Origin of the sequence: Salinicoccus sp. Bachu38 (assembly GCF_038561955.2) — a bacterium.
Lineage (GTDB): Bacteria > Bacillota > Bacilli > Staphylococcales > Salinicoccaceae > Salinicoccus > Salinicoccus bachuensis.
On record NZ_CP138333.2, the window covers coordinates 1310954 to 1336403 of the forward strand.

Genomic DNA, 25450 nt, shown 5'->3' on the forward strand with positions numbered 1-25450 from the left:
ATATGATTCTCTAAATCAACTGCTATTATACTAGATATTTATTGAAAATGTAAACATTGCGCCTTGTGATCACGCTTTCACCACGGGAAGCTTTTTGAAGTAGTGATAATAGAACGGCAGGGTGAGCATATAGAGCCACCACAGCAGCGGTCCGGCAGCGAGCTGTATCGCAATCATCGGAATCAGGACGGCCACAGTGGCGAACATGGAGAATTTGAACCAGTTCATGAACCGTGACTTCTTTTTCAGGAGCTGTGATATCAGATGCAGGACGTAAACGCCCACAGAGAGGAATATGACCGCGAAGAACATGATGACTGCAATATAGAAGACGATGTAGACGATGACATAGAAGTACAGGCTCGATGTCTGCTGTTCTATGAAAGTTTTCAGGTCTTCATCCGTTTCGACCTGGCTGATGTATGAATAGTCGAACCCCGAGTTCTGGACATCCCTGATGTAGATGCCGTCCTTCAGGAAACCAATGAGTATGCCGGAATCACGGTTCACCATATCCTCAGTCGTCATGTCGCCGCTGAAGAGGATATCATCCCCCCGGATTGAGACCGTTTCCGTTTCCCCGACATATTCACCGTCCACTATACGGAAGTCGGGTATTTCCGATTCAAGATCGGCCAGGCCGGATGTCGCATTGACACTCTGGAACAGTGAAATGATATTCGGAAGGGCGATCAGTATGGAGATGAGCAGTATATTGATGAGCATGTGTTTGAAGTTGGCTGTTCTGAACAGGGGATACTTCTTGAAAGTCAGCAGCCTTTTGAAAAAAGTGAAATACTTCATTAAGTAACGCTTCCTTTTTCATGAAATGCATATGTTTTGCCTTCAGATTCAGACCAAGGTCTGAAAAATCACACTTCGTCAGGCAATACATTTGTTATTTTAACACCGAATTGATATATTTGGTATGTAAACAATTTACTCATGGAGGGGAATTAACTATGGCTTTTGAACTACCAGAACTACCATATGCATATGATGCATTGGAACCACACATCGACAAAGAAACTATGGAAATTCACCACACAAAGCATCATAACACTTATGTGACCAAACTCAATGATGCTGTCAAAGGAACGGACCTTGAGAACAAGTCCATCGAAGATGTCATCAAGAATCTCGACTCAGTTCCTGAAGACAAGAAGACAGCAGTGAGAAACAATGGCGGCGGTCATTTGAACCACTCACTATTCTGGGAACTTCTCTCTCCTGAATCCAAAGAGGTTTCTGGCGAAGTTAAAGATGCAATTGAATCCAAATTCGGATCTGTGGACAAATTCAAGGAAGAATTTGAAGCAGCAGGCGCAGGCCGATTCGGTTCAGGCTGGGCTTGGCTGGTTGTAAACAACGGAGAACTCGAAATCGTATCCACTCCAAACCAGGACAACCCTGTCACAGATGGCAAGACACCAATCCTTGGTGTGGACGTATGGGAGCATGCGTACTATCTGAAGTATCAGAACAAACGTCCAGAATACCTGAAAGCATTTTGGAACGTAGTCAATTGGGATAAAGTGAACGAACTTTACAGCAATGCAAAATAGGCTGTGATTCAGAGAGTGGGGAAACCCACTCTTTTTTGTTTGATTTTTAAATGCAACCATCCATTATGTGGTAGAATGACATTACATATTTTTAAGTGAAAAAAGGAATGAGTAGGATTGAAACGAGCGAAAACAAAAAGCCTTGAAACGATAAACAGGCAAATAATGAAATCGAGGATCAATATCATCATGCTGCTGGTATTTCTGCTTTGCCTGCTACTCGTATTCCGGTTGGGCTATCTTCAGATCGTCAAAGGTGATACATATCAGGAAGAAGTGGAGAACGCCCAGTTCGTCGAAATCAACCAGAGTGTGCCAAGAGGCGAAATATATGATAGAAACGGCAATCTGCTGGTGGGCAATGCTTCCAAGAAGGCGGTCTATTTCACACGCCACAGGAACATGTCTTCCGGTGAAATCATGGATGTAGCGGTGGAACTGAGCGATTATATCGATATGGAGACGGAAAACCTGTCCCTCCGGGACAAGCAGGACTATCTCATCAGCCGCTATCCGGATGAAGTGGAGCGCCTGATGGCAGAGGAGCAGACCTTGCTTGAAAACGGCAACATCTCCCAGGAACAGTTCAACCAGGAACTCTATCAGCGCATTGATGAAGAACGCATTTCCGATATATTGACCGAAGAGGATCTGAATACGATTGCAATATATGTGGAAATGATCAATGCACGCGAGCTGAATCCGGTCGTCATCAAAAGCGAGGGTGTGACCGAAGAGGAATTTGCTGAAATCAATGAGTCTTTGGATACGCTCGAAGGCATCACTACAGGAATGGATTGGGAGAGGGATTATCCGTATGGAGAAACCTTGAGGACCGTCCTCGGGGAAGTCTCCTCCTCTGAGGAAGGGCTTCCGAGGGAGCTTCTCGACCATTACATGGCACTTGGCTATTCCCGGAATGACAGGGTAGGGAAGACCTATCTGGAGTACCAGTATGAAAATGTGCTGCGCGGAGAAAAGGAGCAGGTCAAATACACCACCGACAAATCGGGTGAAATCATCAGTCAGGAAGTAGTCAAAGAAGGGGAGCCGGGTGACGACCTCTATTTGACAATCGATATCAACCTGCAGCTTGAAATTGAAGAGCTGGCCGAGCATCATCTCACCTCTCTGAGGGAGATGGCTGAAGAGATCCAGCAGAGGAACAGCCGAAGTGGCGAAATCGACTACACGATCATCCCGGAATACCTCAACACGGTTGTACTCGTCGTGCAGGATCCGAATAACGGGGATGTACTTGCGATGGTCGGCAAGCAGTTGGATGACAATGGTGAGATCGTCGACTACCATTACGGTGCGCTGACTTCGACGTATGCAGTGGGATCCTCCGTGAAGGGTGCCACAGTGGCAACAGGCTACCAGAATGATGTCATCGAAGCGGGAGAGACGCTTGTCGACGAACCTTTGAACTTTTCAGGAAACGAACAAGCAATCAGTTCCTTCTTTAACAGGGATGGAAAAGTGGCATTGGATGACCAGGAGGCACTGATGGTCTCCTCCAACGTCTATATGATGAAAATCGCATTGGGGCTGGCCGGGCTCGAATATCATGAAGGCATGTCCCTGCCGACGGATATCCAGGATGCCGCCAATAAGCTGAGGAATGGCCTCAACCAGTTCGGGCTCGGTGTATCGACCGGCATCGACCTTCCAAATGAGGCCAGGGGCCTGAGCCCGGACTTGAGCAACGCGCCGGGCAGCTACCTCAATCTGTCCATCGGCCAGTATGATACGTATTCAGCACTCCAGCTGTCACAGTATGTTTCGACGATCGCGAATGGAGGCAACAGGGTGGGGCTGCATATGGCCAAGGAAGTCCGGGAAGGGGATGCAAACGAGGAAGGGGCTGTTCTTCAGTCCTTCAATGGCAAAGTGCTCAACACAGTCGAATTTTCCCCTGCAGAATTGTCTCAGATCCAAAAAGGCTTCTTCGACGTATTCAACACCCATGATACGGCGACCGACCGTTATGGTACGGGCTGGGATGCATACCATGAACTTGAACCGAAGGCGGCCGGAAAGACCGGTACGGCAGAAGCTCATTTCAATGGCGACAATGTCCTGAACCAGACATACACCGGGTATGCACCTTACGAAAATCCAGACATGGCATTTTCGATCATCTTCCCGAACATGCCGTACACAGTGCCATTCTTCCCTGCACAGTACCTGGGGCGGGATGTCATCAACAAGTATTACGAACTTTACCATGAACAGGAACCTGTTGCACCCTATGAGTATAATACGAACGAATTCTATTCAAGACTTGTATATGACAGTTATTAGAATGACACCACCGATGCTGGGATGCCAGCACCGGTGGTGTTTTTTTATATTTACATAATCTTTACAAACCATTCATTTCAAATTTACATTCATTCGATAGAGTAAGGCTTGTAGGAAATACAACACTTATTTATTGGAGGAGTTCGGGTAATGAAAAAGAGTATTTTTATGGCTGCATTGCTGATGGGTCTGATGTTCATCCTGGCAGCTTGCGGCAGTGGTTCTGCTGAGGATACAACAGAAGAGAGTACAGAAAATGGCAGCGGGGAAGCAACAGAAGGTTCTGAAGCAAGTACAGACGGGGAAGGCACACTGTCCGGTACAGTCAATGGTGACGGATCATCCACAGTCGCTCCCATCCTCGAATTGATAAATGAAGACTTCAATGCCGAATATCCGGAAGTACAGGTTTCCATCGGGGTCTCCGGCACAGGCGGCGGCTTCGAGAAATTTGTAGCCGGTGAGACGGACTTCCAGAACGCATCCCGTGAAATCAAGGAAGAGGAAGTTTCCGCACTGGAGGAAGCAGGCATCGACTACACAGAATTCAAGGTTGCGAACGACGGCCTGACTGTTGCAGTCAACACGGAAAATGATTTCGTGGATTATCTGACCTTCGAAGAGCTTCAGACAATCTACAGCGGCGAAGCTGAAACATGGAACGATGTCCGTGATGAATTCCCAGAAGAGGAAATTACAGCATACGCGCCGGACCAGTCACATGGTACACATGACTTCTTCAAGGAAGCAGTCATGGAAGATGGTGACATCACAGCTGAATTGAACCAGGATACGAACGTTATATCCCAATCTGTCACCAGCGACGCCAACTCAATCGGATTCTTTGGCTACAACTTCTACATGGTGAACGAAGGCAACCTGAAAGGTGTTCCCATCCAAGGACCGGATAACGAAGAGCCGGTTGAAGTGACGGAAGAAACGGTCATGAGCTATGACTACCCATTGGCGCGTCCGCTGTTCGTATATGCCAAGAATGAATCCCTGGAAAACAATGAGTCATTCATGCAGTTCATGGAATTCACTCTGAACAATGCTTCATCTGCAGCTGAAGAGGCAGGCTATGTCGCTTTGACAGAAGAAGAAATGCAGGAGCAGAAGGATAAACTCGAAGATTTCAAGTAGGCGCTTAAACCAATAGCAGGACACTGGACGGGTGGAGGCCCGTCCATTTTAAAGTATTTTGAAACGAGGTTCATTATGAGTGATTATAATATTCGTGAAATGATAGATAATAAAAAAGGCAGACGCAGTACAGTGTTCATCGAGAAGATGGTGCCCATCATCCTGCTCGTCATCACCTCCGTATCCGTGCTGACCACAATAGGCATTCTGGTCACCTTACTTTCAGAAACGGTCATGTTCTTCACCAGGGTTTCACCAATAGAGTTTCTCACTTCCACTGAGTGGTCAGCGTTCAGCTCTGATCCACAATGGGGAATTTTTGCCCTTATCATGGGAACATTGAAAATCACCGTCATAGCAGTCGCTTTTGCAGTGCCGATCGGATTGGGGGCTGCAATCTACCTGAGTGAATATGCAAGCGATCGTGTGCGGCGCGTAATCAAGCCGATACTGGAGATTCTTGCAGGCATCCCGACAGTCGTCTACGGTTTCTTCGCATTGACATTCGTTACACCTTTAATAAGAAGCATCTGGCCCGAGGTCAATCTCTTCAACGCCATCAGTCCGGGTCTCGTCGTCGGAGTCATGATCATCCCAATGATCGCAAGCCTGAGTGAAGATGCAATGAGCTCCGTACCGAACTCAATGCGGGAAGGGGCGCTCGGTCTTGGATCCACAAGACTCGAAACAGTGTTCAAGGTGGTCCTGCCTGCTGCCGTCTCAGGCATCATGGCCTCGATCGTCCTTGCGGTATCCCGGGCCATCGGAGAGACGATGATTGTTTCGATTGCTGCGGGAAGCACTCCAAATGCAAGTCTCAATATCATGGAGTCCCTCCAGACGATGACCGGTTTCATCGTCCAGGTCGCATCGGGGGATGCGACATACGGAAGTGATGTGTACTTCAGCCTCTACGCTGTCGGCATGACACTGTTCGTTTTCACACTGCTGATGAACGTCATTGCACAATGGTTTTCACGGAAGTTCAGGGAGGAATATTAAATGGAACTGATCAACAAAAATGAAATTGGGAAAAAATTGAGTGGAAGACTGCTGTTGAACAAGACTATGAAATACATCTTCCTCCTGTGCACCCTGGTCGGACTGGTCGTCCTCGCCACTCTGCTGATCGATACGATAATTGATGGCTGGAGCTATCTGTCAGCCGAATTCTTTACGAATTTCAGCTCGAGCCGTCCTGACAATGCAGGCATAAGAGGCGCCCTGATCGGTACATTATGGTTAATGGCAACAACAGCGCCGATTGCAATCATACTCTCCGTCGGCACAGCACTGTATCTGGAAGAATATGCACCCAAAAATAAGATTACCGACTTCATAAAGATAAATATCTCCAACCTGGCGGGTGTGCCTTCCGTAGTGTTCGGTCTGCTCGGCCTTACGCTGTTCGTCCGAATGGCAGGACTCGGAAATTCCGTCCTTGCCGCAGCACTGACGATGTCGCTCATGATTCTTCCTGTAATCGTCGTCGCTTCCCAGGAAGCCATCCGTTCGGTGCCATCCTCCATCCGTGAGGCCTCCATCGGGATGGGTGCAACGAAATGGCAGACCATCACCCGTGTCATCCTGCCGGCCTCATTGCCGGGTATCATCACAGGGATCATATTGGCACTTTCACGTGCAATCGGGGAAACGGCCCCCCTCGTCGTCATCGGCATTCCGACGATCCTGCTCTTTACACCAACAAGTGTGTTCGACACATTCTCAGCACTGCCAATGCAGATCTTCTCATGGGTCAAAATGCCCAATCCGGAATTCCAGTCCATTACAGCGGCGGCCATACTCGTACTCCTGTTCATCCTGTTCCTGATGAACTCTGTAGCGATATATATAAGGAATAAATACTCTAAGCGTTTTTAATATGGAGGCTTTAATATGACTTTGACAAAAGTAAAAGAGGAAAAAGATATGAAAACAATCCATGATGCGACGGTCCAGGACCGGAGCGTTGAGAACCAGGCAGCTGAACAGGCCCAGCCGGTCTTCCAATCCAAGAATTTCAACCTATGGTATGGAGACAACCATGCCCTTCAGAACGTCGACCTTGATTTCAACAGGAATGAAATTTCCGCGATAATCGGCCCTTCGGGGTGTGGCAAATCCACCTTCATAAAAGCGCTGAATCGGATGGTGGAGCTCGTACCAATCGTCCGTACGGAAGGGGATATCCTCTACAGGGACCAGAGCATCTTCGACAAGTCGCTGACTGTGGAGGAACTGCGTACAAAGGTCGGCATGGTCTTCCAGAAGCCGAACCCCTTCCCGAAATCCATCTATGATAATGTCGCCTATGGTGCACGCGTCCACGGCATCCGTAACAAGAAGGTGCTGGACCAGGTGGTGGAGAAGAGCCTGAAGGGCGCTGCCATATGGGAGGAAGTAAAGGACAGGTTGAACGATAATGCCTACGGACTTTCCGGTGGACAGCAGCAGAGAATCTGCATCGCCCGCGCACTGGCGATAGAGCCGGATGTCATTCTGATGGACGAGCCGACGAGTGCCCTCGACCCGATTTCCACCACCAAGATTGAGGACCTGATGCAGGAGCTCAAGAAGGAATACAGCATCATCATCGTCACGCACAATATGCAGCAGGCGGCGAGAATCTCGGACAGGACGGCCTTTTTCTATCAAGGTCATGTGATAGAATATGATCGGACGAACGTCATTTTCGAAAAACCGAAGGATCAGCGTACCGAAGACTACGTTTCAGGCAGGTTCGGGTAATGATGGCATATCGCGGAAAATTTTCCGATGAAATGCAGAGGCTGTATGACAATGTCAATTCACTCGGATATGAGTGCTATGACCGTCTGAGAGGGAGCACCGCCATCCTTTCGAGTATGGATACGGCAGATGCCAGGGAACTGGTGTCAGATGACCTCAGGATCAACAATCTGGAGGAGGAGATCAATACCCAGGCCATCAATCTGATAACCACACAGCAGCCTGTAGCCACCGACCTCAGGCTCATCATCTCCAGCATCAAGGTGGCGGATGATCTCGAACGGATCAGCGACAACATCAGCAATCTCGGAGAGGTAAGGAAGCGTGTGCGCATCACCAATGAAAAGCTGCTCCTGCGACTGTCCACGATGGAACATCTCGCACTGTTGATGCTGGCAGATGTAAAGACCGCCTATGACACCCGTAATATCGACCTGTGTACAGAAATCATCACTCGGGATGAGGACATAGACGCGCTGTTCGTCCAGATCACCACATCGGACATCTTTGACGAGACGGATGCTTTCCTGACGGGGCAGAGCCAGCTGTGCGCAAAATACCTGGAGCGTATCGGGGACCATATAAAGAACATCGCAGAACATGTCTTCTATGTACTCACTGGGGACAAGCATGAAAGCAGAAAGCAGATGAACTAGACTCTGGGAAGTTTCCAGAGTCTTTTTTCTACTTCATATTCCATAATTTCGAGCTATGCCTTTTTCTTTGTCCTGAGGAAGATTATAATGGATATGATATGTCAACTACTACATACGAAATGGGGCATTGGAGATGAACAAGAAGGCGCTGCGCAAGGAAATGATTTCCACGCTCTCCTCGATGGAGACGTCGTACAAAAAGAAAAATGAAGAAGTCCTCAAATCCAGACTGCTCGATTATATTGAGGAGCATGATATCGAGTCGATAGGCATCGTTCTGGCCATGCCGCATGAGATGGATACGGATGACATCATCAGCCATCTCGTCCGTCAGGGCAAGCTGATCTATACGCCGGTATGCGACTACAGCAACAAACAGATGAATTTCTGCAGGTTCACCTCATTCGACAAAGTGACGAAAGATGAGAAGAATCTGCGTGTTCCTGAAGATACGGAGGACGTCAACAACAGGCCGGACCTCATCGTCGTTCCTGGATTGATCTACTCCGAGGAAGGCTACCGCATCGGATACGGCGGCGGCTTCTATGACAGGTTCCTGAGCCACTATGACGGCCTGAAAGCGTCACTGCTGTTCGAGGAACAGATCGGCGAAGTCGTGGTGGAACATCATGATATCCCCGTTGATGTCCTAATCACACCGGACCGGGTCATCGATGCAGAAGCAAAGAGGGAGAAAAATGTATAATATATGGCATATTGCCTATGAAGTCTCCCGGTATACAAACTATTCATTCTTCAGATATGACAACGAAAGGCACACCATATGGCTGAAAGATGCGAAGAGGCAGGCATTGATGTGTCTGTCTGTGGACCACGTTCCGGAAAGGGAACTGGATGCCGAAATGTACTATCTGGAGAATATGAACCATATATTTTCACAGAATATGGATATTTCTCTGATTGAAAGCTTCCACATATCGGAACGGCCACATGTAAAAAAACATAGGGAGAACGGTACGAAAATTGTACAGAAGGGGATAGTGGATGCAAAATCCCTTGTGAACAACCCCTTCTTCAAAATGGACCTTCAGTACAAGAAGCCCAAAGATACCGGCTACTATCAAAGGCGGCTGATGAGCCGTCATCCGTTCGAGAAGTTCATGATCAAATTTACACCGATGACCTATCTGCTCGTATGCATCAACCTGATCGTGTTCCTCTTCAACCTTGCAGCCATCCACCTATGGGACTCATACAACCTGACATACATGCTGGCGCTAAGCCATTACAATGTGATTGCCGGGGACTTCTACCGTCTACTGAGCAGCAGCTTCCTGCACATCACGGTCGATCACTTCCTGTTCAATATATTCGCACTCTATATACTGGGCAAGTTTGTCGAAAGCATTTTCGGCAGCTGGCGGCTTCTGGTCGCATACATCATCACAGGCATCACTTCCAGCCTGTTTTCATTGATGTTCATAACAGAGGGCATCTCCCTGGGCGCAAGTGGGGCGGTCTATGGACTGCTTGCGGTCATGGTCGTCCACCTGCTCATAAACGGCCGCCTGGGTGCAAAGCTCCTGTTACAGATTGCAGCCGTCTTCATCGTGGTCTCCCTGTTTTCCCAGCTCATATCCAACGTGAACCACTATGCACACCTCGGCGGTCTGCTGTTCGGTGCAACGATTGGTGTGCTGTACCACCCGAAAAAATTCCGGGGCAAGTGGCATATCATTGCACTCGCACTTCTGGTCGGCCTGTCCATACTTTCATTCGTGGTCATGCAGCAGAAGGAATCCGCCCATCCATTCAATGCCAGGGCGATGGAGCATATGGAATCCGGTGAATACGGCGTGGCACTCGATATACTGAATGAATCCATACGGACGAACAATGATACAGCGGGTACGTATCATGCCCTCGGGCTGATCGCCGAATACCATGGCGATATGGAACAGGCCCGGCATTTCCATGAATTGAGTTGGGAAATGGACCCTGATGATGAGCAGGTGGCCAGGCACAGGCTGATGCAGCTGAGAAAAGAGAGGAATTATGAAGAAATGGGACGTATTCTGAGCAATCTCAACCCGGACAGCATCGAAGATCCGCAGTTGAAAAGCATCGCCGAGGAATTTGACAATGGGTAGGGATCTGACATACATCAACAGATTGCTGCTCCGCTACGGCATATATGTATATGACAAGGACATGGGGAACATGCTCAAGCTCATGGAGATGGAAATCAGGGAGCTGTATCAGTATGGGCTTATTTCCAAAGAGGAATATACAGAGGCGATTCTGATTTTGAGACAACGGAAAGAGGGATGAACATGGATAGGATATTAGCATCGGACATCGGAGGCACGACGTGCAAAATGGGTGTCTTCACTCCGGAACTGGAACTGCTGCACAAGTGGGAAATTCCCACCGACACATCGGATGGAGGAAGCCGGATACTCGAAAATATCCACCAGTCCTTCCAATCGGAAGGGGGAAAGTTCGGCTACAGCAGGGAGGATGTCATCGGGACGGGACTCGGTGTGCCCGGACCGGTGGACTTCAATAATGGGATACTGAACGGCGCCATCAATCTCAACTGGACGCACAGGAAGCCGATTGCCGCTGAATTCGAAGCCTTGAGCGGCATAAGGGCCATCGTCGACAATGATGCCAACGTGGCTGCGCTCGGCGAACAGTTCAAAGGAGCCGGGATGGGCCACAAGGACGTTGTCATGGTGACACTCGGTACAGGAGTGGGCGGAGGCGTCGTCTCGAACAGCCTGCTCATCCACGGACATGGGGGTGCTGCCGGTGAAATCGGCCATCTCCTTGTCGACTACGAACAGCGCTTCCAGTGCAACTGCGGGAAAAAAGGATGCCTTGAAACAGTCGCTTCGGCAACTGGAATGAAGAACCTTGCGCTGCACTATTATGGTGACGGCAAGGATACGCTTCTCTCCCAGGAAATCGAAAATGGTACTGTTTCGGCGAAGATGATTGTGGAGGCGGCACAGGATGGGGACGTTCTCGGCCTCCGCGTGGTCGACGAAGTCGCGCGCTATATCGCAATTGCCCTCAGCCATATCTCTGCCGTGACGAACCCGAAATACTTCATCATCGGCGGGGGCGTCAGCCGTGCCGGTCGGATACTGACGGACCGGATAGAGCACCACTACAGGCCGATCACATTTCCGCCTGCATATGAAAACACCGAAATCGTCATGGCGGAGCTAGGGAACGATGCCGGCATATACGGTGCCGCGCGCCTCGTTCGACAGTATCTGGCATAGAAGAAGGGAGCACATATGTGCTCCCTTCTTCTATAGGAAATCGCTGATGCTGTAGCTTTCGGAAAAGCCGAAGTTGTCTGAGGTGATGATGCGCTGTGCAACATATGCCACCACTTTTGGTGGATAGAGACGGTTCGATTCCTTGTATTTCCTGAATTTTTCCAGATCGGGGAAGTCATCTGGATCGGCGGAACGGATTTCCCCCTGCATATCCGTATCTATGACACCTGGCCGGTAGGTTGCTGTGAAAATCGGGTAGTCCAGACGGTCCATCTCCTGCCGCAATACATCACTCACCATATTGACTGCAGCTTTTGAGCTGCAGTATGCAGACCATCCTTCCATCGGATTCAGTGCCGCTCCGCTGGAAACCGTAAGTATGCGCTTTGCTGCCTGCAGGTCACTGAATGCATTTACATACCCCTTCATGAGCAGGGCAGGGGCAAGGACATTTATCTTGTAATTGTCCAGATAGCCCTGAGCATCCATATTGGAAATCGACTTGACGGGGTTTACAGCACCTGCATTGTTGATCAGATAGATTTCATCCCCTTTTTCAGGGTGTATGGAATTGAAGATTTCAGGAATTTTTTCTTCCAATGCCTTCTCATCCAGGAAGTCCACATGGAATTCCCTATACAGTTCAATGTCCGTTTCGACTTTCGAACGGGAAATGCTGATGATTCGGTCCTCACTAAATATATCGAGCAGTGCGTGCCCGAGTCCTCGGCTTGTGCCTGTGATGAATACATATCTCATTGATCATCTCTCCTTCTGTACTAAAACAAGTATAAATAAAGGAAAAAACTTTGTAAAATATAAAACATGCATAAAAATGAATAAATATGCTTGATTTAGAATCTTTATAATGCTATCATTCTAATCATTACATTAATCAATATAAAATATTATAGAGGTGACCGAAATGAAGGAAAAAGTGGTATTGGCCTATTCAGGCGGTTTGGATACAAGTGTAACAATACAATGGTTCATTGATAAAGGATACGATGTTGTGGCAGTCTGCCTGGATGTCGGGGAAGGGAAAGACCTTGATGTCGTCTATCAGAAGGCTTTGGATATGGGGGCGGTGGAATCCCACGTCATCGATACAACGAAGGAATTCGCTGATGAATTCGTAGCATATGCAATATATGGAAACTCAATGTATGAAGGGAAGTATCCACTGGTTTCTGCACTCAGCCGTCCGCTCATTTCGAAGAAGCTTGTCGAGATTGCACAGGAGTCGAATGCAGACTACGTTGCCCATGGATGTACAGGCAAGGGGAACGACCAGGTGCGCTTCGAAGTGGCAATACAGGGACTGGATCCGACTCTCAAGGTGCTTGCACCGGTACGAGAGTGGACATGGAGCAGGGAAGAGGAGATTGATTATGCAAAAGAGAAGAATATTCCAATTCCAATCAATCTCGATTCTCCTTATTCCATTGACCAGAATCTCTGGGGCAGAAGCAATGAGTGCGGCGTGCTGGAAGATCCTTGGAACAAGCCGCCAGAAGATGCTTATGACCTCACCAGCAACATCACTGATGCACCGGACGAAGCGGAAGAGCTTGTGCTTACTTTCAAAGAGGGGCTCCCAACTGCAATTAATGGTGCCTCATATGATCTGGATGACCTCATCATCAAGCTCAACGAAATTGCAGGCGCACACGGTGTCGGAAGGATCGACCATGTGGAAAACAGGCTCGTCGGCATCAAATCCCGTGAAGTCTATGAAACACCTGGGGCCAAAGTCATCCTTACGGCGAAACATGACCTGGAGACGATTACGCTCACTAAGGATATCGCGCACTTCAAACCGGTCATCGAGCAGAAGTTCGCTGAACAGGTATACAATGGACTGTGGTTCTCCCCACTATCCGACTCATTGAGGAATATGCTCAAGGATATGCAACAGCCCGTCAATGGTGAAGTCCGCGTCGAGCTATATAAAGGCAACGTTACTGTTACCGGCAGACGTTCCGACAACAGCCTCTACAATGAAAAACTGGCGACCTACACGAATGAAGATGCCTTCAACCAGGATGCCTCCGTCGGATTCATAGAAATCTTCGGACTTCCTACGAAAGTGAAATCCATGCTTGAAAGCGGCGTGAAGCTTTATGACTAAGAAAGCCTGGGGCGGCAGATTTCAAGGTGAGGCCCTGGAATGGGTGGATGCATTCAATGCATCCATCCATTTTGATAAGGTGCTGATTGAGAAGGATATCACCGGCAGCATAGCGCATGCGACGATGCTCGCAGCAAAGGATATCATCACAGCGGAGGAAAGGGATCAGATCATAGAAGGCCTGAAATCGGTGCTGGATGATTATGATGCAGGACGCCTCGAACTTTCCGTCCAGCATGAAGATATTCATATGAACGTCGAACATGCCTTGATCTCCAAAATTGGAGAAGTGGGCGGCAAACTGCATACTGCACGCAGCAGAAACGACCAGATTGCCACAGACATGCATCTGTATATCAAAGAGAAGGCATATGAGATCATAGAGAGCATTGAGACGCTCCAGTATACGATACTCAATCTTGCCAAGGAGAACATCCATGTTGTCATGCCGGGCTATACACATTTGCAGCGTGCGCAGCCTGTGCTTTTCTCCCATCACATCATGGCCTACTTCTGGATGCTCAAAAGAGATAAGGACCGTTTCAACGATTCACTGGCGCGCATCGATCTTTCACCGCTCGGCGCTGGTGCAATCAGCGGGACGACATTCGATATCGACCGCGAACATACACAGGAGCTTCTTGGATTTTCGGACCTCTATCAGAACAGCATGGACGCCGTAAGCGATCGCGACTATATCATCGAGACGCTTTCCAATATCAGTCTCGTCATGGTCCACCTTTCCAGATTGTCGGAAGAAATCATCTTCTGGATGAGTGAGGAAGCGAACTTTGTGCAGCTGTCCGACCAGTTTACGACCGGCAGCTCGATGATGCCGCAGAAGAAGAATCCCGATATGGCTGAACTGATCCGCGGCAAAAGTGCGCGTACGACGGGGGCGCTGACAAGCATGCTGATGCTCGTCAAAGGACTGCCGCTCACTTACAACAAGGACCTCCAGGAAGACAAGGAGGGGGTTTTTGACGCAGTGACGACGGTCACCGGGTCACTCCGCATCATGACAGGAATGCTCGAGACCATGACAATAAACGAAGATGTGCTCGATCAGACCGTCGAAAAAGATTTCTCCAATGCAACGGAACTGGCCGACTATCTGGTGCAGAAGGGTGTGCCGTTCAGAAAAGCGCATGAAGTGGTCGGTGAACTGGTACTGAAGTGCATCAATGACAGCAAATACTTGAAGGATCTTTCCCTCAAGGAATTCCAGGGCCATCATCCTTCCATCGAAGAGGACATCTATACAGTGCTGTCACCAAAAGTGGTCGTAGACAGAAGGAAGAGCCTCGGTGGCACAGGCACCGAAGCGGTCGAAAAGCAGCTTTCGGCAGCTGAATCGACATTGACCATATAAAAAAAGGCAAACCCCGAAGGGTTTGCCTTTTTTAGTACATGCGGCGGGATCTAGTGGCTCAGATCCGGATAACCGTATGTAAAGATAGTTGCAATTGCAAAGAATCCAAATGTAGCTACTGTTGCAAAACTGAAAAGAACTGCCAACAGGTTCCTGTTCTTGATTGCAGCCACAAGCCCCCATACGCCGACGATGGCAATCATCAGCATAAGAATCGAAAAGGCATTGATTCCGATATGGATGGTAATACCGCCAATTTCAAATAGTTCACCAGTATCGATGAATGGCATTCTGCTCAACCTCCAATGTTCTCTTTATTCTCATATATATTGTATAATTAAAACGTAGCTTTGTCGAGTGGATTTTAAGGAGGGAACATCATGAAGATAAAAGTATTACCATTGGGACCATTGGAAACGAACTGCTACATTCTTGAAAATGATGATGAGGCGCTGATCATCGACCCTTCGGGAGACGCAGAGACGATCATCGGCGCAATAGAAGAGGATAGGACGGTGAAGGGCATACTGCTGACGCATGCACATTTCGATCATATCGGTGCACTTGATGCAGTCGCGTCCCATTTCGGAGCAGAGACATGGATCGGCGGGGAAGAGCGTGACTGGCTCGCCGACGCTTCAAAAAACGGTTCAGGCAAGTACAGGGACATGGGGCTTGAGGTCATCGAGTCTTCCATAGTGCCAAAAACCATGGAGGAAGGGGAACGCCAGATTGGCGGATTCAGCTTCCATGTACTCCATACCCCGGGCCATTCGCCGGGCAGCATGAGCTACCTTTTTGAAGATTTCATCGTCTCGGGAGATGTCCTCTTCAATGGAGGCATAGGCCGGACGGACCTTTACCAGGCAGATCATCTGACACTCCTGAGCAGCATAAGGGAGAAGCTCTACACACTTGATGAGGACCTGACTGTGTATCCCGGTCATGGACCGGAAACGACGATAGGTGACGAGAAGATGGGAAACCCTTTCGTCAGGACATGAAGAAAGGCAAGGTTAAAATAAATAACCAGGCAGATTAATATCTGCCTGGTTATTTTAGTGCTGGTTACCGAAACTCGGCTCGAGCAGGAATGTTGTAAAGTATGTAAATCCTACAAAGAAAAAGACCAGGTATGCAGCAAATACATACATATACATTCTTTCAGTGAGCTTCATATAGCCGAGTAAAATGAAGAATCCGGTCTGGGCGATGAAGAACAGCGTCATCATCATCATATCACCGACATAGAACAGGATTGCAAACATTGCAGTCCAGAATCCCAGTGTCTTGAATAACTTATCCATAGGAACAGTCCTTTCATCGTTACTTAACATATCATAGTCAATTATAAATAAATTACATATCAAAGTAAATACTTATTGGGATAAATGTAATGTAATCCATTTCCATTAATCCCTATTATACAGCAAAATAAACGCCATAATGCAAAAATCCTTCATTTATTTCAGAAAAAATCAAATCGGTCCTTTTACTCCATATATAGGGTAGGAGGTGAATGATGAAACAGCTGATAGAAGAAATCATGAAAGATGCAATGCATCAGAACGCAACGGACATCCATCTGACACTCGAAAGCTCGAAGGGGCTTGTAAGGCTCAGGAAAGCGGGGGAGATGCATCCTCTCAGAGAGGTCACGATCGAGGTATACAGGAAGTTCGTAAACTATCTGAAGTTCATAGCCGAGCTTGACATCAACGAGCACAAGGTGCCGCAGAGCGGCAGAACCGCGGTCATGATTGAAGATGAATTGCTGAACGTCAGGGTCAGTACATTGCCGATCTCCCTGATGAATGAAGTCGTCGTCATCCGTGTGCTCAACGCCATGGAAGACCGTCCTTCGTCCACACTTTTCAACACGGGCGGGGACTACGAATTTTTCCTGCCCTACATGGCCCGTCAACAAGGGCTGATACTTTTCACCGGCCCCACGGGCTCAGGAAAATCCACGCTCATGTACCGTCTGATCCAGGAGGTGGTTTCACACGGCAGGCAACAGGTCATCAGCATCGAGGATCCGATTGAATATCAATTGGACGGGCTGGTACAGGTCGAGATCAATGAAAAGGCGAACATCGATTATGCGCCTCTGCTGAAAGGGGTGCTCAGGTGCGATCCGGACATCATCATGTTCGGGGAGATCAGGGATGCCAACATCGCCTCCCAGCTCCTGAAAGCCAGTCTGTCGGGACACCTGGTGCTGAGCACGTTCCACAGCAAATCGGCAGCCAGTACACTGAGTCGCCTGAAAGACTATGGACTCTACGATGAAGAGATCCTCCAGAGCATCTCCCTGATTGTAAACCAGCGCATCATCTACACCCGGGAGGGGAGCTTCATTATCTACGAGTCGCTCGACAACAGTCAGATTGAAACTTTGCTGAAGGGCGGTACAACCGAGTATCGGACTCTTGTGGACAAGATGCGTGACCTTTACCAGACAGGGAGGCTCAATGAGGATGAATATCTTTCATACATGGAAAAATTCAAATAGGCTGGGCAAATATGATGCCCATTTTCTGATGAAGGTGGCAGATCTGCTCGAAGTCGGTTTCACCCTTCAGCAGGCACTTGTCTTCCTGCTGGAGCAATATGACGTACTGAAGGAGCAGGACCGGCAGCAGTATCTGGCAATGGCCAGGGACGGCAGCAGCCTGAGCAGCATATTGAAGGCGATGGGATATAGGAGTTCCATAGTCATACAGGTCTCATTCGCAGAAATCCATGGGGAAGTGCTGGCGAACCTCAGGGATTCTGCAGCCTATCTGACCAATGTAAGGCAGACTTCTGCAAAACTGGTCAAATCCCTGCAGTATCCGCTGCTGCTCGTCGCCATTTTCATCACTATACTCATCACGCTGAATTTCACTGTGATACCACAGTTCAAAAGCCTCTACTCCGCCATGGGCACAAGTTCCGAAGGTATTGTAAAAATACTGATCATGGCTCTGGAGACCCTTCCCCTTGCGATCTTCGCCTTCCTGATGATTGGTATGCTTGCCGCAGGCATCATACTGTATCTGTTGAATATGAAGAATATCGACCTGAAATCCATGATGCTGTCCCGAATCCCTTTCATCGGATTCTTCTTCACCGGCTACCAGACATACCGGTTTTCACGTGAATTCGGCTATTTTCTCAACAATGGCCTGGAAGTGAAGGAAATTCTGGATCTCTTCATACACCAGGAAATAAATCCCTATCTGCGCCACATCTCCAAAAGCATCGAAATGAAACTGATGACGGGTGATTCACTGTCCCAGGCACTGGCTCACATCGGCCTGTTGGAGGCCAAACTTTCCGTGTTCGTCAATCATGGGGAACAGAACAGCAGCGTCGGCAACGAGCTCATCATGTTCAGCGAGTACACCCTGGAACGCCTGATCATGCGAATCGAGAACATAACAAGAAAGGTTCAGCCTGTCATCTTCCTCATTTTGGGCATCCTGATCATCTGCCTGTATCTGATCATCGTACTTCCGATTTTCCAAATGATGTCATCCATAAACTAGGAGGAAACAAATGAGAAATCTAATTGCAAAAAAGTTTCAGAAGAACAATGACGCTGGCTTTACACTGATAGAAATGCTGCTTGTCCTGCTCGTCATATCGGTGCTGATCATCCTGATCATACCGAACATAGCGGCGCAGAGCGCCAATGTACAGGACACCGGCTGCGAGGCACAGGTGCGCATGGTGCAGAGCCAGGTTGAAGCGTATACGCTGAATGAGGGAGGACCTCCGGCAGCCATAGACAGCCTTGTTCCCGAATATTTGACGTCGGAACAGATCACATGTGCAAATGGGGATGCGATCGTCTTGACCAATGGGCAGGCGATACGCACTGAATGATGGCTTCACCATGCTGGAAATGATGCTCACGCTCTGCATCATCAGCGTCCTGCTGCTGCTCAGCGTGGCCAGTATGCCATCGGATGAGAAGAAAGGCATCGATCAGGAGATTGAAACCATCGGCTACTTTTTTCAGAGTGCCCAGACGAGTGCCATGAGCACCGCATCCCAGCACATCGTCGAAATGGACCGTCCAAATCAGCGCCTTCTGCTCCGTAACAGAAATGGAGAAATCATCAGAACCTATCCCCTCAACGTCTGCATACTGAAGCCAGGAGGGCTGGAAAGAATCATTTTCAAGTTGAATGGGGATACGGACAAGTTCGGCACCGTCTCATTCGATTGCCTTGGACAGTCCGCAAGCTTTATTTTCCAAATACAGAGGGGGAGGTTCAGAATTGAAAGATAAAGGCTTCATGCTGGTCGACAGTGTACTGACGATGCTGGTCTTCAGCATCATCATAAGCATACTGCTGCCGGCGGTAACGATGCTCGAACAGACGATGGCCGAGTCCGAAAGTACACTTGAATTCAACCGGCGGCTGTACCTTGAAATGCTTGCGTATGAAGATTTTGAATCATTCAGGAGAAACACCTCCGCCTATATCGTCCATGGCAGCCGGATATGTGATGGGAAAGAGGAAGAGCGGTGTGCATATTTTGAGTGAGACGACGGGATTCACTTATATCGAAGCACTGATCAGCCTGTCCATCGCCGCTTTTGTAATGTCGCTCATGCCGTCGATCCTGATGCAGTTTGATATGACGCAGTCGCCGAAAATCGATTTTGAAATGGATTTCTTCATTTTTGAAATTACCGAGGTTCACGAAAAAAGTAGCAGCGTCCATGTTGACCGGACGAATGGAGTCATCAGCTTCAAAACCGAGAAAGGAGAGATCAGCTATCGTAAATACGGCAGCCGTATAGTGAAAAGCGTCGAACAGAGCGGCTTTGTAACCGTCATGTTCGAAGTGGAACAGTTCAGTCTGCAGGAGACCACCTCCCATATACAGCTGTCGGTGACTACAGGGGAGGGGGAGGGTGTTGAAAAACTTTATTTCCCGAAATGATGCTTTCTTCAGCTTTTCCGTATACTTCATATTGCTATATCTGGTGGCCTTATATTACCATTATCATAATAAGATGTTCATGATACTGGAAATACAGTCGAACTTCATTGAAATATATCAGATGCGTATCCAGGGTCTGATGGATTAGGAGAGATGAAATGATACTCATAGGCTTCATGGGAAGCGGAAAAACAACAATCGCAAGCGGTCTGGGCGAAAGGATGAACATGCAAGCCATCGACCTGGATGAGGAAGTGGTGAAGCTTGCCGGCAAAGAGATTCCCCGGATCTTTGAAGAAGAGGGGGAGGCGGGATTCAGACAGAAGGAGTTTGAGGCATTGGCACGCACCAGCTCAATCAAGGGCATCGTCGCGACAGGCGGTGGTGTCGTTACATATGACCGTTCATACGATTTCCTGAAAATTACCGAGCAGCCGGTGATCTATCTGCATGCAGATTTCGAGACGCTCTACAACAGGATCGAAGGAGATGAAAACAGGCCCCTCGTAAAAAGGAAGGATCAGGTCAGGGCACTTTATGACAGACGTCTTGTCCTATATCGACAGGTGGCAGACCATGAAATCGACGCCTCGCTCCCGGTCGAAGAAGTGATTTCCGGAATTCTTAAAATAAAGTGGTGTTAGGGCTTACGTTTTGTTTCTAAAACCGCTTGCTATTTTTTCAATGTAGAGGTTATAATGAATTCGGATTAATAATTGAAAATTTTGCGAATGAACAATGCTCGAGAGAACGAGTAATCGTCGCCGAAGGAGCAAGCCTAGCAGGCGAATCTCTCAGGCAAAAGAACAGCATTGGGACGCATTCCTGAAGGAAATCAACAGGGCAGCTGGTTCAGCTGCCCTGTTTTTTATTAAAGGAGGAAAATCATGTCTGAACTTAAGAAAACACCATTGTATGATTATTACCAGGAATCAGGAGTGAAAGTCATCGATTTCTCAGGCTGGGCACTGCCAGTACAATTCAGCAGTATCAAAGAAGAGCATACTGCTGTACGGGAAACGATGGGCATGTTTGAAGTCAGCCATATGGGTGAAATACTCGTCGAAGGCAGCGAAGCGGAAGCATTTGTGAACTATGCGCTGACCAACAATGTAACGAAACTCACCGATACGAAAGCACAGTACACGATGCTGTGCAACGAGCAGGGCGGCGTCATCGACGACCTTGTCATCTACAGACTCGAAGAGAACAAATATCTCCTCGTGGTGAATGCCGGCAATACGGACAAGGATTTCGAATGGCTCAAGTCCATCTCGGGATATGATGCAACTGTTACCAATGTTTCCAAGGAATATGGCCAGATTGCGATCCAGGGTCCAAAGGCAAGGGAAGCTGTCCAGAAGCACGTGGATGAAGACATCAGCGAAATGAAGATGTTCCGTTTCAAAAAAGATGTCGAAATTGATGGATGCACCGTCATCCTCTCCCAGAGCGGATATACCGGTGAAGATGGATTTGAAATCTACTGCGCCGCCGAGGATACCGAAAAACTGTGGAAGCTGTTCATCGATGAAGGTGCTGCACCATGCGGCCTCGGTTCCCGTGATACATTGAGACTCGAGGCCGGACTGCCGCTCCACGGCCAGGACCTGACCGAGGAGATTACACCAGTCGAAGCGAATATGGGCTTCGCTGTCAAAACGGACAAGGACGACTTCGTCGGCAAAGAAGTCCTAAAGGAACAGAAAGAGAATGGCGCACCGAGAAAGCTTGCAGGCTTTGAACTGCTGGAAAGAGGAATCGCAAGAACGGACTACGAAGTGACGGACAGTGAAGGCCACAAGGTCGGCTACGTAACCAGCGGTACGCAGTCTCCGCTAACAAAGCGCTCGATCGGCCTTGCTCTCGTAGACCGCGACTTCCATGAAATGGACAAGACATTCAATGTCAAAGTCAGAAACAAGGATGTAGAAGCCAAGTTTGTCAAAACACCATTCCATAAAAATTAAGAGTATAAGGGAGTGTATGAATTGAGTCATCGTTATTTACCACTAACTGAAAAAGATAAGAAGGAGATGCTCGATACGATTGGTATCGAAAGCATTTCTGAACTGTTCGAGGATATCCCTGAGAGTGTAAGGTTCAAAGGGGAGCTCAACCTTAAAGAAAGAAAGAGTGAAACATCGCTGCTGCGTGAGCTTGCGAATATCTCCAACAAGAACATCACATCGGAAACGCACGTCTCCTTCCTGGGTGCAGGAGTGTATGACCATTACATCCCTACGGTAGTGGACCATGTCATCTCCCGTTCCGAATTCTATACAGCTTATACACCGTACCAGCCGGAAATCTCCCAAGGGGAGCTGCAGGCAATCTTTGAATTCCAGACGCTGATTTCAGAACTTACTGCCATGGATGTTGCAAACTCCTCCATGTATGATGGGCCGACTGCCTTCGCGGAAGCGGCGACAATGGCATCTGGCCAGACACGCAAGAAGAAGGTCGTCGTTTCAAAAGGCGTCCATTATCAGGCGATTGAAGTACTCAAATCCTATTGCAAGGCCCAGAACATTGAAGTGGTGGAAGTTGAACTCGATGGCACCTATACGGACCTTGAAAAACTGGATGCGGCTTCCGATGAAGACACAGCAGCAGTCATGGTTCAATATCCCAACTTCTTCGGATCCATCGAAGATCTTGAGGAGATGGAGAAGATTGCCCATAAGCACAAAGGCCTTTTCGTCGTAAACAGCAACCCGCTCGCACTGAGCCTGCTGACACCTCCGGGTGAATTCGGGGCGGATATCGTTACCGGAGATACACAGGTGTTCGGTATTCCGACACAGTTCGGCGGCCCGCACTGTGGATATTTTGCGGCAACCAAGAAACTCATGAGAAAAATGCCGGGCAGACTGATCGGCCAGACACAGGACGATGAAGGAAACCGCGGTTTCGTGCTTACGCTCCAGGCCCGTGAGCAGCATATCAGAAGGGACAAGGCGACAAGCAACATCTGTTCCAACCAGGCGCTCAATGCCCTCGGATCTTCAGTTGCGATGAGTGCCCTCGGCAAGAATGGTGCAGTGGAGATGGCCGAGCAGAACATCCAGAAGACATACTACATGAAGAATCAGCTGCAGTCTGCAGGGTTCACCGTACTGGAAGGCCAGTCCTTCAACGAGTTTGCAGTCAAACTGTCCAAGGATATCGACGAAATCAATGACGAATTGCTCGAGCACGGCTATATCGGCGGATACAACCTTGGCAAAGTGGATTCCGGGCTTGCCAACCACATGCTCATTGCAGTGACAGAATTGCGTACCAAAGAAGAAATAGATGGATTTGTCGAAAGGTTGGGTGAATACAATGCTTAAAGGATCCAGTCCTTTGATTTTTGAAAGAAGCACAGAAGACCGTTTTGCCTATTCTCTTCCTGACCTGGAAGTGGAGAGGCAGGACATCAGCGAAATCATAGACAGTAAGTTTATCCGCAAGACGAAAGCGGAACTGCCGGAAATCAGTGAGCTTGATCTGATGCGCCACTATACTGAACTGTCCAACAAGAACCACGGGGTGGACTCCGGATTCTACCCGCTCGGTTCATGTACGATGAAGTACAATCCGAAGATCAATGAAAAAGTGGCGAGAATGCCAGGATTCGCGCTCAGCCATCCATTGCAGAGCGACAAGACGATCCAGGGGTCCCTTGAAATCACCTACGATATGCAGGAGCATCTCAAGGAGATCACCGGCATGGACGAAATCACTTTACAGCCTGCAGCAGGTGCACAGGGTGAGTGGACTGCTCTGATGATGATCAAGGCGTTCCACGAAGACAATGGGGATTTCAAACGTACGAAAGTCATCGTTCCGGATTCAGCACATGGTACGAACCCCGCAAGTGCAGTCGTCGCAGGATTTGAAGCTGTGACTGTGAAGTCCAATGACAAAGGCCTTGTGGACATCGATCACCTTAAAAGTCTTGTAGGAGATGACACAGCGGCAATCATGCTGACCAACCCGAACACGCTCGGACTTTTCGAGGAGGACATCCTTGAAATCCGTGACATCGTCCATGAAGCAGGCGGAAAGCTCTACTATGATGGGGCCAACCTGAATGCGATCATGGCAAAAGTAAGACCGGGGGACATGGGCTTTGATGCCGTACACCTCAACCTCCACAAGACATTCACCGGCCCTCATGGTGGTGGCGGCCCCGGCTCCGGACCGATCGGAGTCAAGTCGGAGCTTGCGAAATATCTGCCGAAACCGATCATCGTCAAAAATGATGATGGTTCCTTCAAAGTAGAACATGATGTACCGAAGAGCATCGGACGTGTGAAACCGTTCTTCGGGAACTTCGGAATCTATCTGCGTGCCTATACGTACATCCGTACGATGGGACCGGACGGCCTCAAGGAAGTTTCGGAGATTGCCGTACTCAATGCCAACTACATGATGAGAAGGCTCGAAGGTACGTTCGAACTGCCTTATAAACAGCATTGCAAACATGAATTCGTCATCAGCGGTTCCAGGCAGAAGAAGATGGGTGTGCGTACGCTTGATATGGCGAAACGCCTGCTCGACTTCGGATACCATCCACCAACGATCTACTTCCCGCTCAATGTTGAAGAGTGCATGATGATTGAACCGACAGAAACTGAATCCAAAGAAACACTGGACGGCTTCGTCGATACACTGCTCGGCATCTCGAAAGAGGCGGAAGAAAACCCGGATATCGTCCTGGAAGCCCCTCACACGACTGTCATCGGTCGCCTGGACGAAACACAGGCAGCAAGAAAGCCTGTTTTGAGATTCCAGCGTGAAGACATCGTAGAAGAGAAGTAAAACGAAAGGCATCGCGCTCCTACGAGCGCGATGCCTTTTTTATAATGAACTATCTGTTTTTCGATTTGATTTTTCCAGTCCATTTGCTGATGCCGTTCTTCAGCATGTAGACTTCCGTATAACCCGCTTTTTTCAGCATTCTGCCGGCTCTTATGGATAGACGGCCATTCTGGTCATAAAGGTAGATCGGCTTGTCTTTCCGAAGCGAATTCATCTTCATTGAGAAATTCATCATCGGTATGTTCCTGGCACCCATGATATGGCCGTATTCGTATTTTTCTTTCTCTCTCAGGTCTATCAGCTGGACGCGTCTCAAGTCCTTCTTGAATTCCTCTTCCGGCAGTGCCTTGACACTCTTCATGTTCCTGTAGCCATTCAGCACCAGAATCAGTATGACGACGACCGCAACCAACAGGATGATCAACCAAGTATCCAATTTACATCTCTCCTTAAAAATTTCACATAAGTTTATTATAGAGATGTTTGATATAATTTGAAAGAGAAAAAGATGGGAGAGATCT

The 25450-nt window shown here is 48.5% G+C and carries 29 protein-coding genes and 1 riboswitch; of the genes, 24 read left to right on the forward strand and 5 right to left on the reverse strand.

The window, feature by feature from the left end; all coding sequences use genetic code 11:
* Nucleotides 1–69: 69 nt before the first annotated feature.
* On the reverse strand, nucleotides 70–804 hold the full coding sequence (locus RQP18_RS06545; RefSeq protein ID WP_342386948.1) for a DUF1189 family protein: 735 nt from the start codon (nucleotides 802–804) through the stop codon (nucleotides 70–72).
* A gap of 158 nt (nucleotides 805–962) precedes the next feature.
* On the opposite strand from RQP18_RS06545, the gene RQP18_RS06550 reads away from it, so the two are divergent.
* The 11 genes from RQP18_RS06550 (at nucleotide 963) to RQP18_RS06600 (ending at nucleotide 11673) form a co-directional block, all read left to right on the forward strand.
* Nucleotides 963–1565 carry a superoxide dismutase gene (locus RQP18_RS06550; RefSeq protein WP_342386949.1) on the forward strand — a complete coding sequence of 201 codons (603 nt, stop codon included), beginning with the start codon at nucleotides 963–965 and terminating at the stop codon, nucleotides 1563–1565.
* A gap of 117 nt (nucleotides 1566–1682) precedes the next feature.
* Nucleotides 1683–3872: a peptidoglycan D,D-transpeptidase FtsI family protein gene (locus RQP18_RS06555; protein WP_342386950.1), complete on the forward strand. Its 2190-nt coding sequence runs from the start codon at nucleotides 1683–1685 to the stop codon at nucleotides 3870–3872.
* Between the two features lie 150 nt (nucleotides 3873–4022).
* A complete protein-coding gene (locus RQP18_RS06560) occupies nucleotides 4023–5015 on the forward strand; it encodes a phosphate ABC transporter substrate-binding protein PstS family protein (protein WP_342386951.1) in 993 nt (330 codons plus the stop codon).
* 75 nt (nucleotides 5016–5090) lie between these two features.
* A complete protein-coding gene (pstC, locus tag RQP18_RS06565) occupies nucleotides 5091–6017 on the forward strand; it encodes a phosphate ABC transporter permease subunit PstC (RefSeq protein ID WP_373445985.1) in 927 nt (308 codons plus the stop codon).
* The gene (gene pstA, locus RQP18_RS06570) at nucleotides 6018–6896 is read left to right on the forward strand and encodes a phosphate ABC transporter permease PstA (protein ID WP_342386952.1); all 879 of its coding nucleotides are present in this window, start codon (nucleotides 6018–6020) and stop codon (nucleotides 6894–6896) included.
* A gap of 15 nt (nucleotides 6897–6911) precedes the next feature.
* A complete protein-coding gene (pstB, locus tag RQP18_RS06575) occupies nucleotides 6912–7763 on the forward strand; it encodes a phosphate ABC transporter ATP-binding protein PstB (RefSeq protein WP_342386953.1) in 852 nt (283 codons plus the stop codon).
* Entirely contained in the window at nucleotides 7763–8419 is a 657-nt protein-coding gene (gene phoU / locus RQP18_RS06580; protein ID WP_342386954.1) for a phosphate signaling complex protein PhoU, read from the forward strand. Before pstB ends, phoU begins: the two co-directional genes overlap by 1 nt.
* Nucleotides 8420–8552: 133 nt before the next feature.
* The gene (locus tag RQP18_RS06585) at nucleotides 8553–9125 is read left to right on the forward strand and encodes a 5-formyltetrahydrofolate cyclo-ligase (RefSeq protein WP_342386955.1); all 573 of its coding nucleotides are present in this window, start codon (nucleotides 8553–8555) and stop codon (nucleotides 9123–9125) included.
* Nucleotides 9118–10530: a rhomboid family intramembrane serine protease gene (locus tag RQP18_RS06590; protein WP_342386956.1), complete on the forward strand. Its 1413-nt coding sequence runs from the start codon at nucleotides 9118–9120 to the stop codon at nucleotides 10528–10530. Before RQP18_RS06585 ends, RQP18_RS06590 begins: the two co-directional genes overlap by 8 nt.
* The gene (locus RQP18_RS06595) at nucleotides 10523–10711 is read left to right on the forward strand and encodes a YqgQ family protein (RefSeq protein WP_342386957.1); all 189 of its coding nucleotides are present in this window, start codon (nucleotides 10523–10525) and stop codon (nucleotides 10709–10711) included. Before RQP18_RS06590 ends, RQP18_RS06595 begins: the two co-directional genes overlap by 8 nt.
* 2 nt (nucleotides 10712–10713) lie before the next feature.
* Entirely contained in the window at nucleotides 10714–11673 is a 960-nt protein-coding gene (locus RQP18_RS06600) for an ROK family glucokinase (protein WP_342386958.1), read from the forward strand.
* 30 nt (nucleotides 11674–11703) lie between these two features.
* Here the strand turns inward: RQP18_RS06600 and RQP18_RS06605 are convergent, their stop codons facing one another.
* Entirely contained in the window at nucleotides 11704–12432 is a 729-nt protein-coding gene (locus RQP18_RS06605; RefSeq protein WP_342386959.1) for an SDR family NAD(P)-dependent oxidoreductase, read from the reverse strand.
* Between the two features lie 166 nt (nucleotides 12433–12598).
* Here RQP18_RS06605 and RQP18_RS06610 point away from each other — a divergent pair, with 166 nt between their 5' ends.
* Both RQP18_RS06610 and argH read left to right on the forward strand, forming a co-directional pair.
* Nucleotides 12599–13804, forward strand: a complete 1206-nt coding sequence (locus RQP18_RS06610; protein ID WP_342386960.1) for an argininosuccinate synthase — start codon at nucleotides 12599–12601, stop codon at nucleotides 13802–13804.
* Nucleotides 13797–15176 carry an argininosuccinate lyase gene (gene argH, locus RQP18_RS06615; RefSeq protein ID WP_342386961.1) on the forward strand — a complete coding sequence of 460 codons (1380 nt, stop codon included), beginning with the start codon at nucleotides 13797–13799 and terminating at the stop codon, nucleotides 15174–15176. The genes RQP18_RS06610 and argH overlap by 8 nt, the downstream gene beginning before the upstream one ends.
* 50 nt (nucleotides 15177–15226) lie before the next feature.
* Here argH and RQP18_RS06620 read toward each other — a convergent pair whose 3' ends face one another.
* Nucleotides 15227–15466, reverse strand: coding sequence for a DUF2759 domain-containing protein (locus tag RQP18_RS06620; protein WP_031545006.1), 240 nt, complete (start codon nucleotides 15464–15466; stop codon nucleotides 15227–15229).
* Between the two features lie 90 nt (nucleotides 15467–15556).
* On the opposite strand from RQP18_RS06620, the gene RQP18_RS06625 reads away from it, so the two are divergent.
* The gene (locus RQP18_RS06625; protein WP_342386962.1) at nucleotides 15557–16180 is read left to right on the forward strand and encodes an MBL fold metallo-hydrolase; all 624 of its coding nucleotides are present in this window, start codon (nucleotides 15557–15559) and stop codon (nucleotides 16178–16180) included.
* Between the two features lie 54 nt (nucleotides 16181–16234).
* On the opposite strand, the gene RQP18_RS06630 is transcribed toward RQP18_RS06625, so the two are convergent.
* Nucleotides 16235–16483 carry a DUF2626 family protein gene (locus tag RQP18_RS06630; RefSeq protein WP_031545000.1) on the reverse strand — a complete coding sequence of 83 codons (249 nt, stop codon included), beginning with the start codon at nucleotides 16481–16483 and terminating at the stop codon, nucleotides 16235–16237.
* 212 nt (nucleotides 16484–16695) lie between these two features.
* Between RQP18_RS06630 and RQP18_RS06635 the strand changes: the two genes are divergently transcribed.
* From RQP18_RS06635 to gcvPB, 10 genes are all read left to right on the forward strand, one after another.
* Nucleotides 16696–17691 carry an ATPase, T2SS/T4P/T4SS family gene (locus RQP18_RS06635; protein WP_373445986.1) on the forward strand — a complete coding sequence of 332 codons (996 nt, stop codon included), beginning with the start codon at nucleotides 16696–16698 and terminating at the stop codon, nucleotides 17689–17691.
* The gene (comGB, locus tag RQP18_RS06640) at nucleotides 17657–18709 is read left to right on the forward strand and encodes a competence type IV pilus assembly protein ComGB (RefSeq protein ID WP_342386964.1); all 1053 of its coding nucleotides are present in this window, start codon (nucleotides 17657–17659) and stop codon (nucleotides 18707–18709) included. The genes RQP18_RS06635 and comGB overlap by 35 nt, the downstream gene beginning before the upstream one ends.
* A gap of 10 nt (nucleotides 18710–18719) precedes the next feature.
* Nucleotides 18720–19049 carry a competence type IV pilus major pilin ComGC gene (comGC, locus tag RQP18_RS06645; protein WP_342386965.1) on the forward strand — a complete coding sequence of 110 codons (330 nt, stop codon included), beginning with the start codon at nucleotides 18720–18722 and terminating at the stop codon, nucleotides 19047–19049.
* The gene (locus RQP18_RS06650; RefSeq protein WP_342386966.1) at nucleotides 19024–19458 is read left to right on the forward strand and encodes a prepilin-type N-terminal cleavage/methylation domain-containing protein; all 435 of its coding nucleotides are present in this window, start codon (nucleotides 19024–19026) and stop codon (nucleotides 19456–19458) included. Before comGC ends, RQP18_RS06650 begins: the two co-directional genes overlap by 26 nt.
* Nucleotides 19448–19717: a hypothetical protein gene (locus RQP18_RS06655; RefSeq protein WP_342386967.1), complete on the forward strand. Its 270-nt coding sequence runs from the start codon at nucleotides 19448–19450 to the stop codon at nucleotides 19715–19717. Before RQP18_RS06650 ends, RQP18_RS06655 begins: the two co-directional genes overlap by 11 nt.
* On the forward strand, nucleotides 19701–20120 hold the full coding sequence (locus RQP18_RS06660; RefSeq protein ID WP_342386968.1) for a ComGF family competence protein: 420 nt from the start codon (nucleotides 19701–19703) through the stop codon (nucleotides 20118–20120). Before RQP18_RS06655 ends, RQP18_RS06660 begins: the two co-directional genes overlap by 17 nt.
* A gap of 158 nt (nucleotides 20121–20278) precedes the next feature.
* Nucleotides 20279–20764: a shikimate kinase gene (locus tag RQP18_RS06665; RefSeq protein WP_342386969.1), complete on the forward strand. Its 486-nt coding sequence runs from the start codon at nucleotides 20279–20281 to the stop codon at nucleotides 20762–20764.
* Nucleotides 20765–20851: 87 nt separating this feature from the next.
* A riboswitch (glycine riboswitch) is annotated at nucleotides 20852–20940 on the forward strand.
* Nucleotides 20941–21004: 64 nt separating this feature from the next.
* Nucleotides 21005–22090 carry a glycine cleavage system aminomethyltransferase GcvT gene (gene gcvT, locus RQP18_RS06670; RefSeq protein ID WP_342389381.1) on the forward strand — a complete coding sequence of 362 codons (1086 nt, stop codon included), beginning with the start codon at nucleotides 21005–21007 and terminating at the stop codon, nucleotides 22088–22090.
* Nucleotides 22091–22111: 21 nt separating this feature from the next.
* Nucleotides 22112–23455, forward strand: coding sequence for an aminomethyl-transferring glycine dehydrogenase subunit GcvPA (gcvPA, locus tag RQP18_RS06675; protein WP_342386970.1), 1344 nt, complete (start codon nucleotides 22112–22114; stop codon nucleotides 23453–23455).
* Complete coding sequence (gene gcvPB / locus RQP18_RS06680; protein ID WP_342389383.1) at nucleotides 23448–24929, forward strand: aminomethyl-transferring glycine dehydrogenase subunit GcvPB; 1482 nt, start codon at nucleotides 23448–23450, stop codon at nucleotides 24927–24929. Before gcvPA ends, gcvPB begins: the two co-directional genes overlap by 8 nt.
* Nucleotides 24930–24978: 49 nt before the next feature.
* On the opposite strand, the gene RQP18_RS06685 is transcribed toward gcvPB, so the two are convergent.
* Nucleotides 24979–25365, reverse strand: coding sequence for a rhodanese-like domain-containing protein (locus RQP18_RS06685; RefSeq protein ID WP_342386971.1), 387 nt, complete (start codon nucleotides 25363–25365; stop codon nucleotides 24979–24981).
* Between the last annotated feature and the right edge of the window lie 85 nt (nucleotides 25366–25450).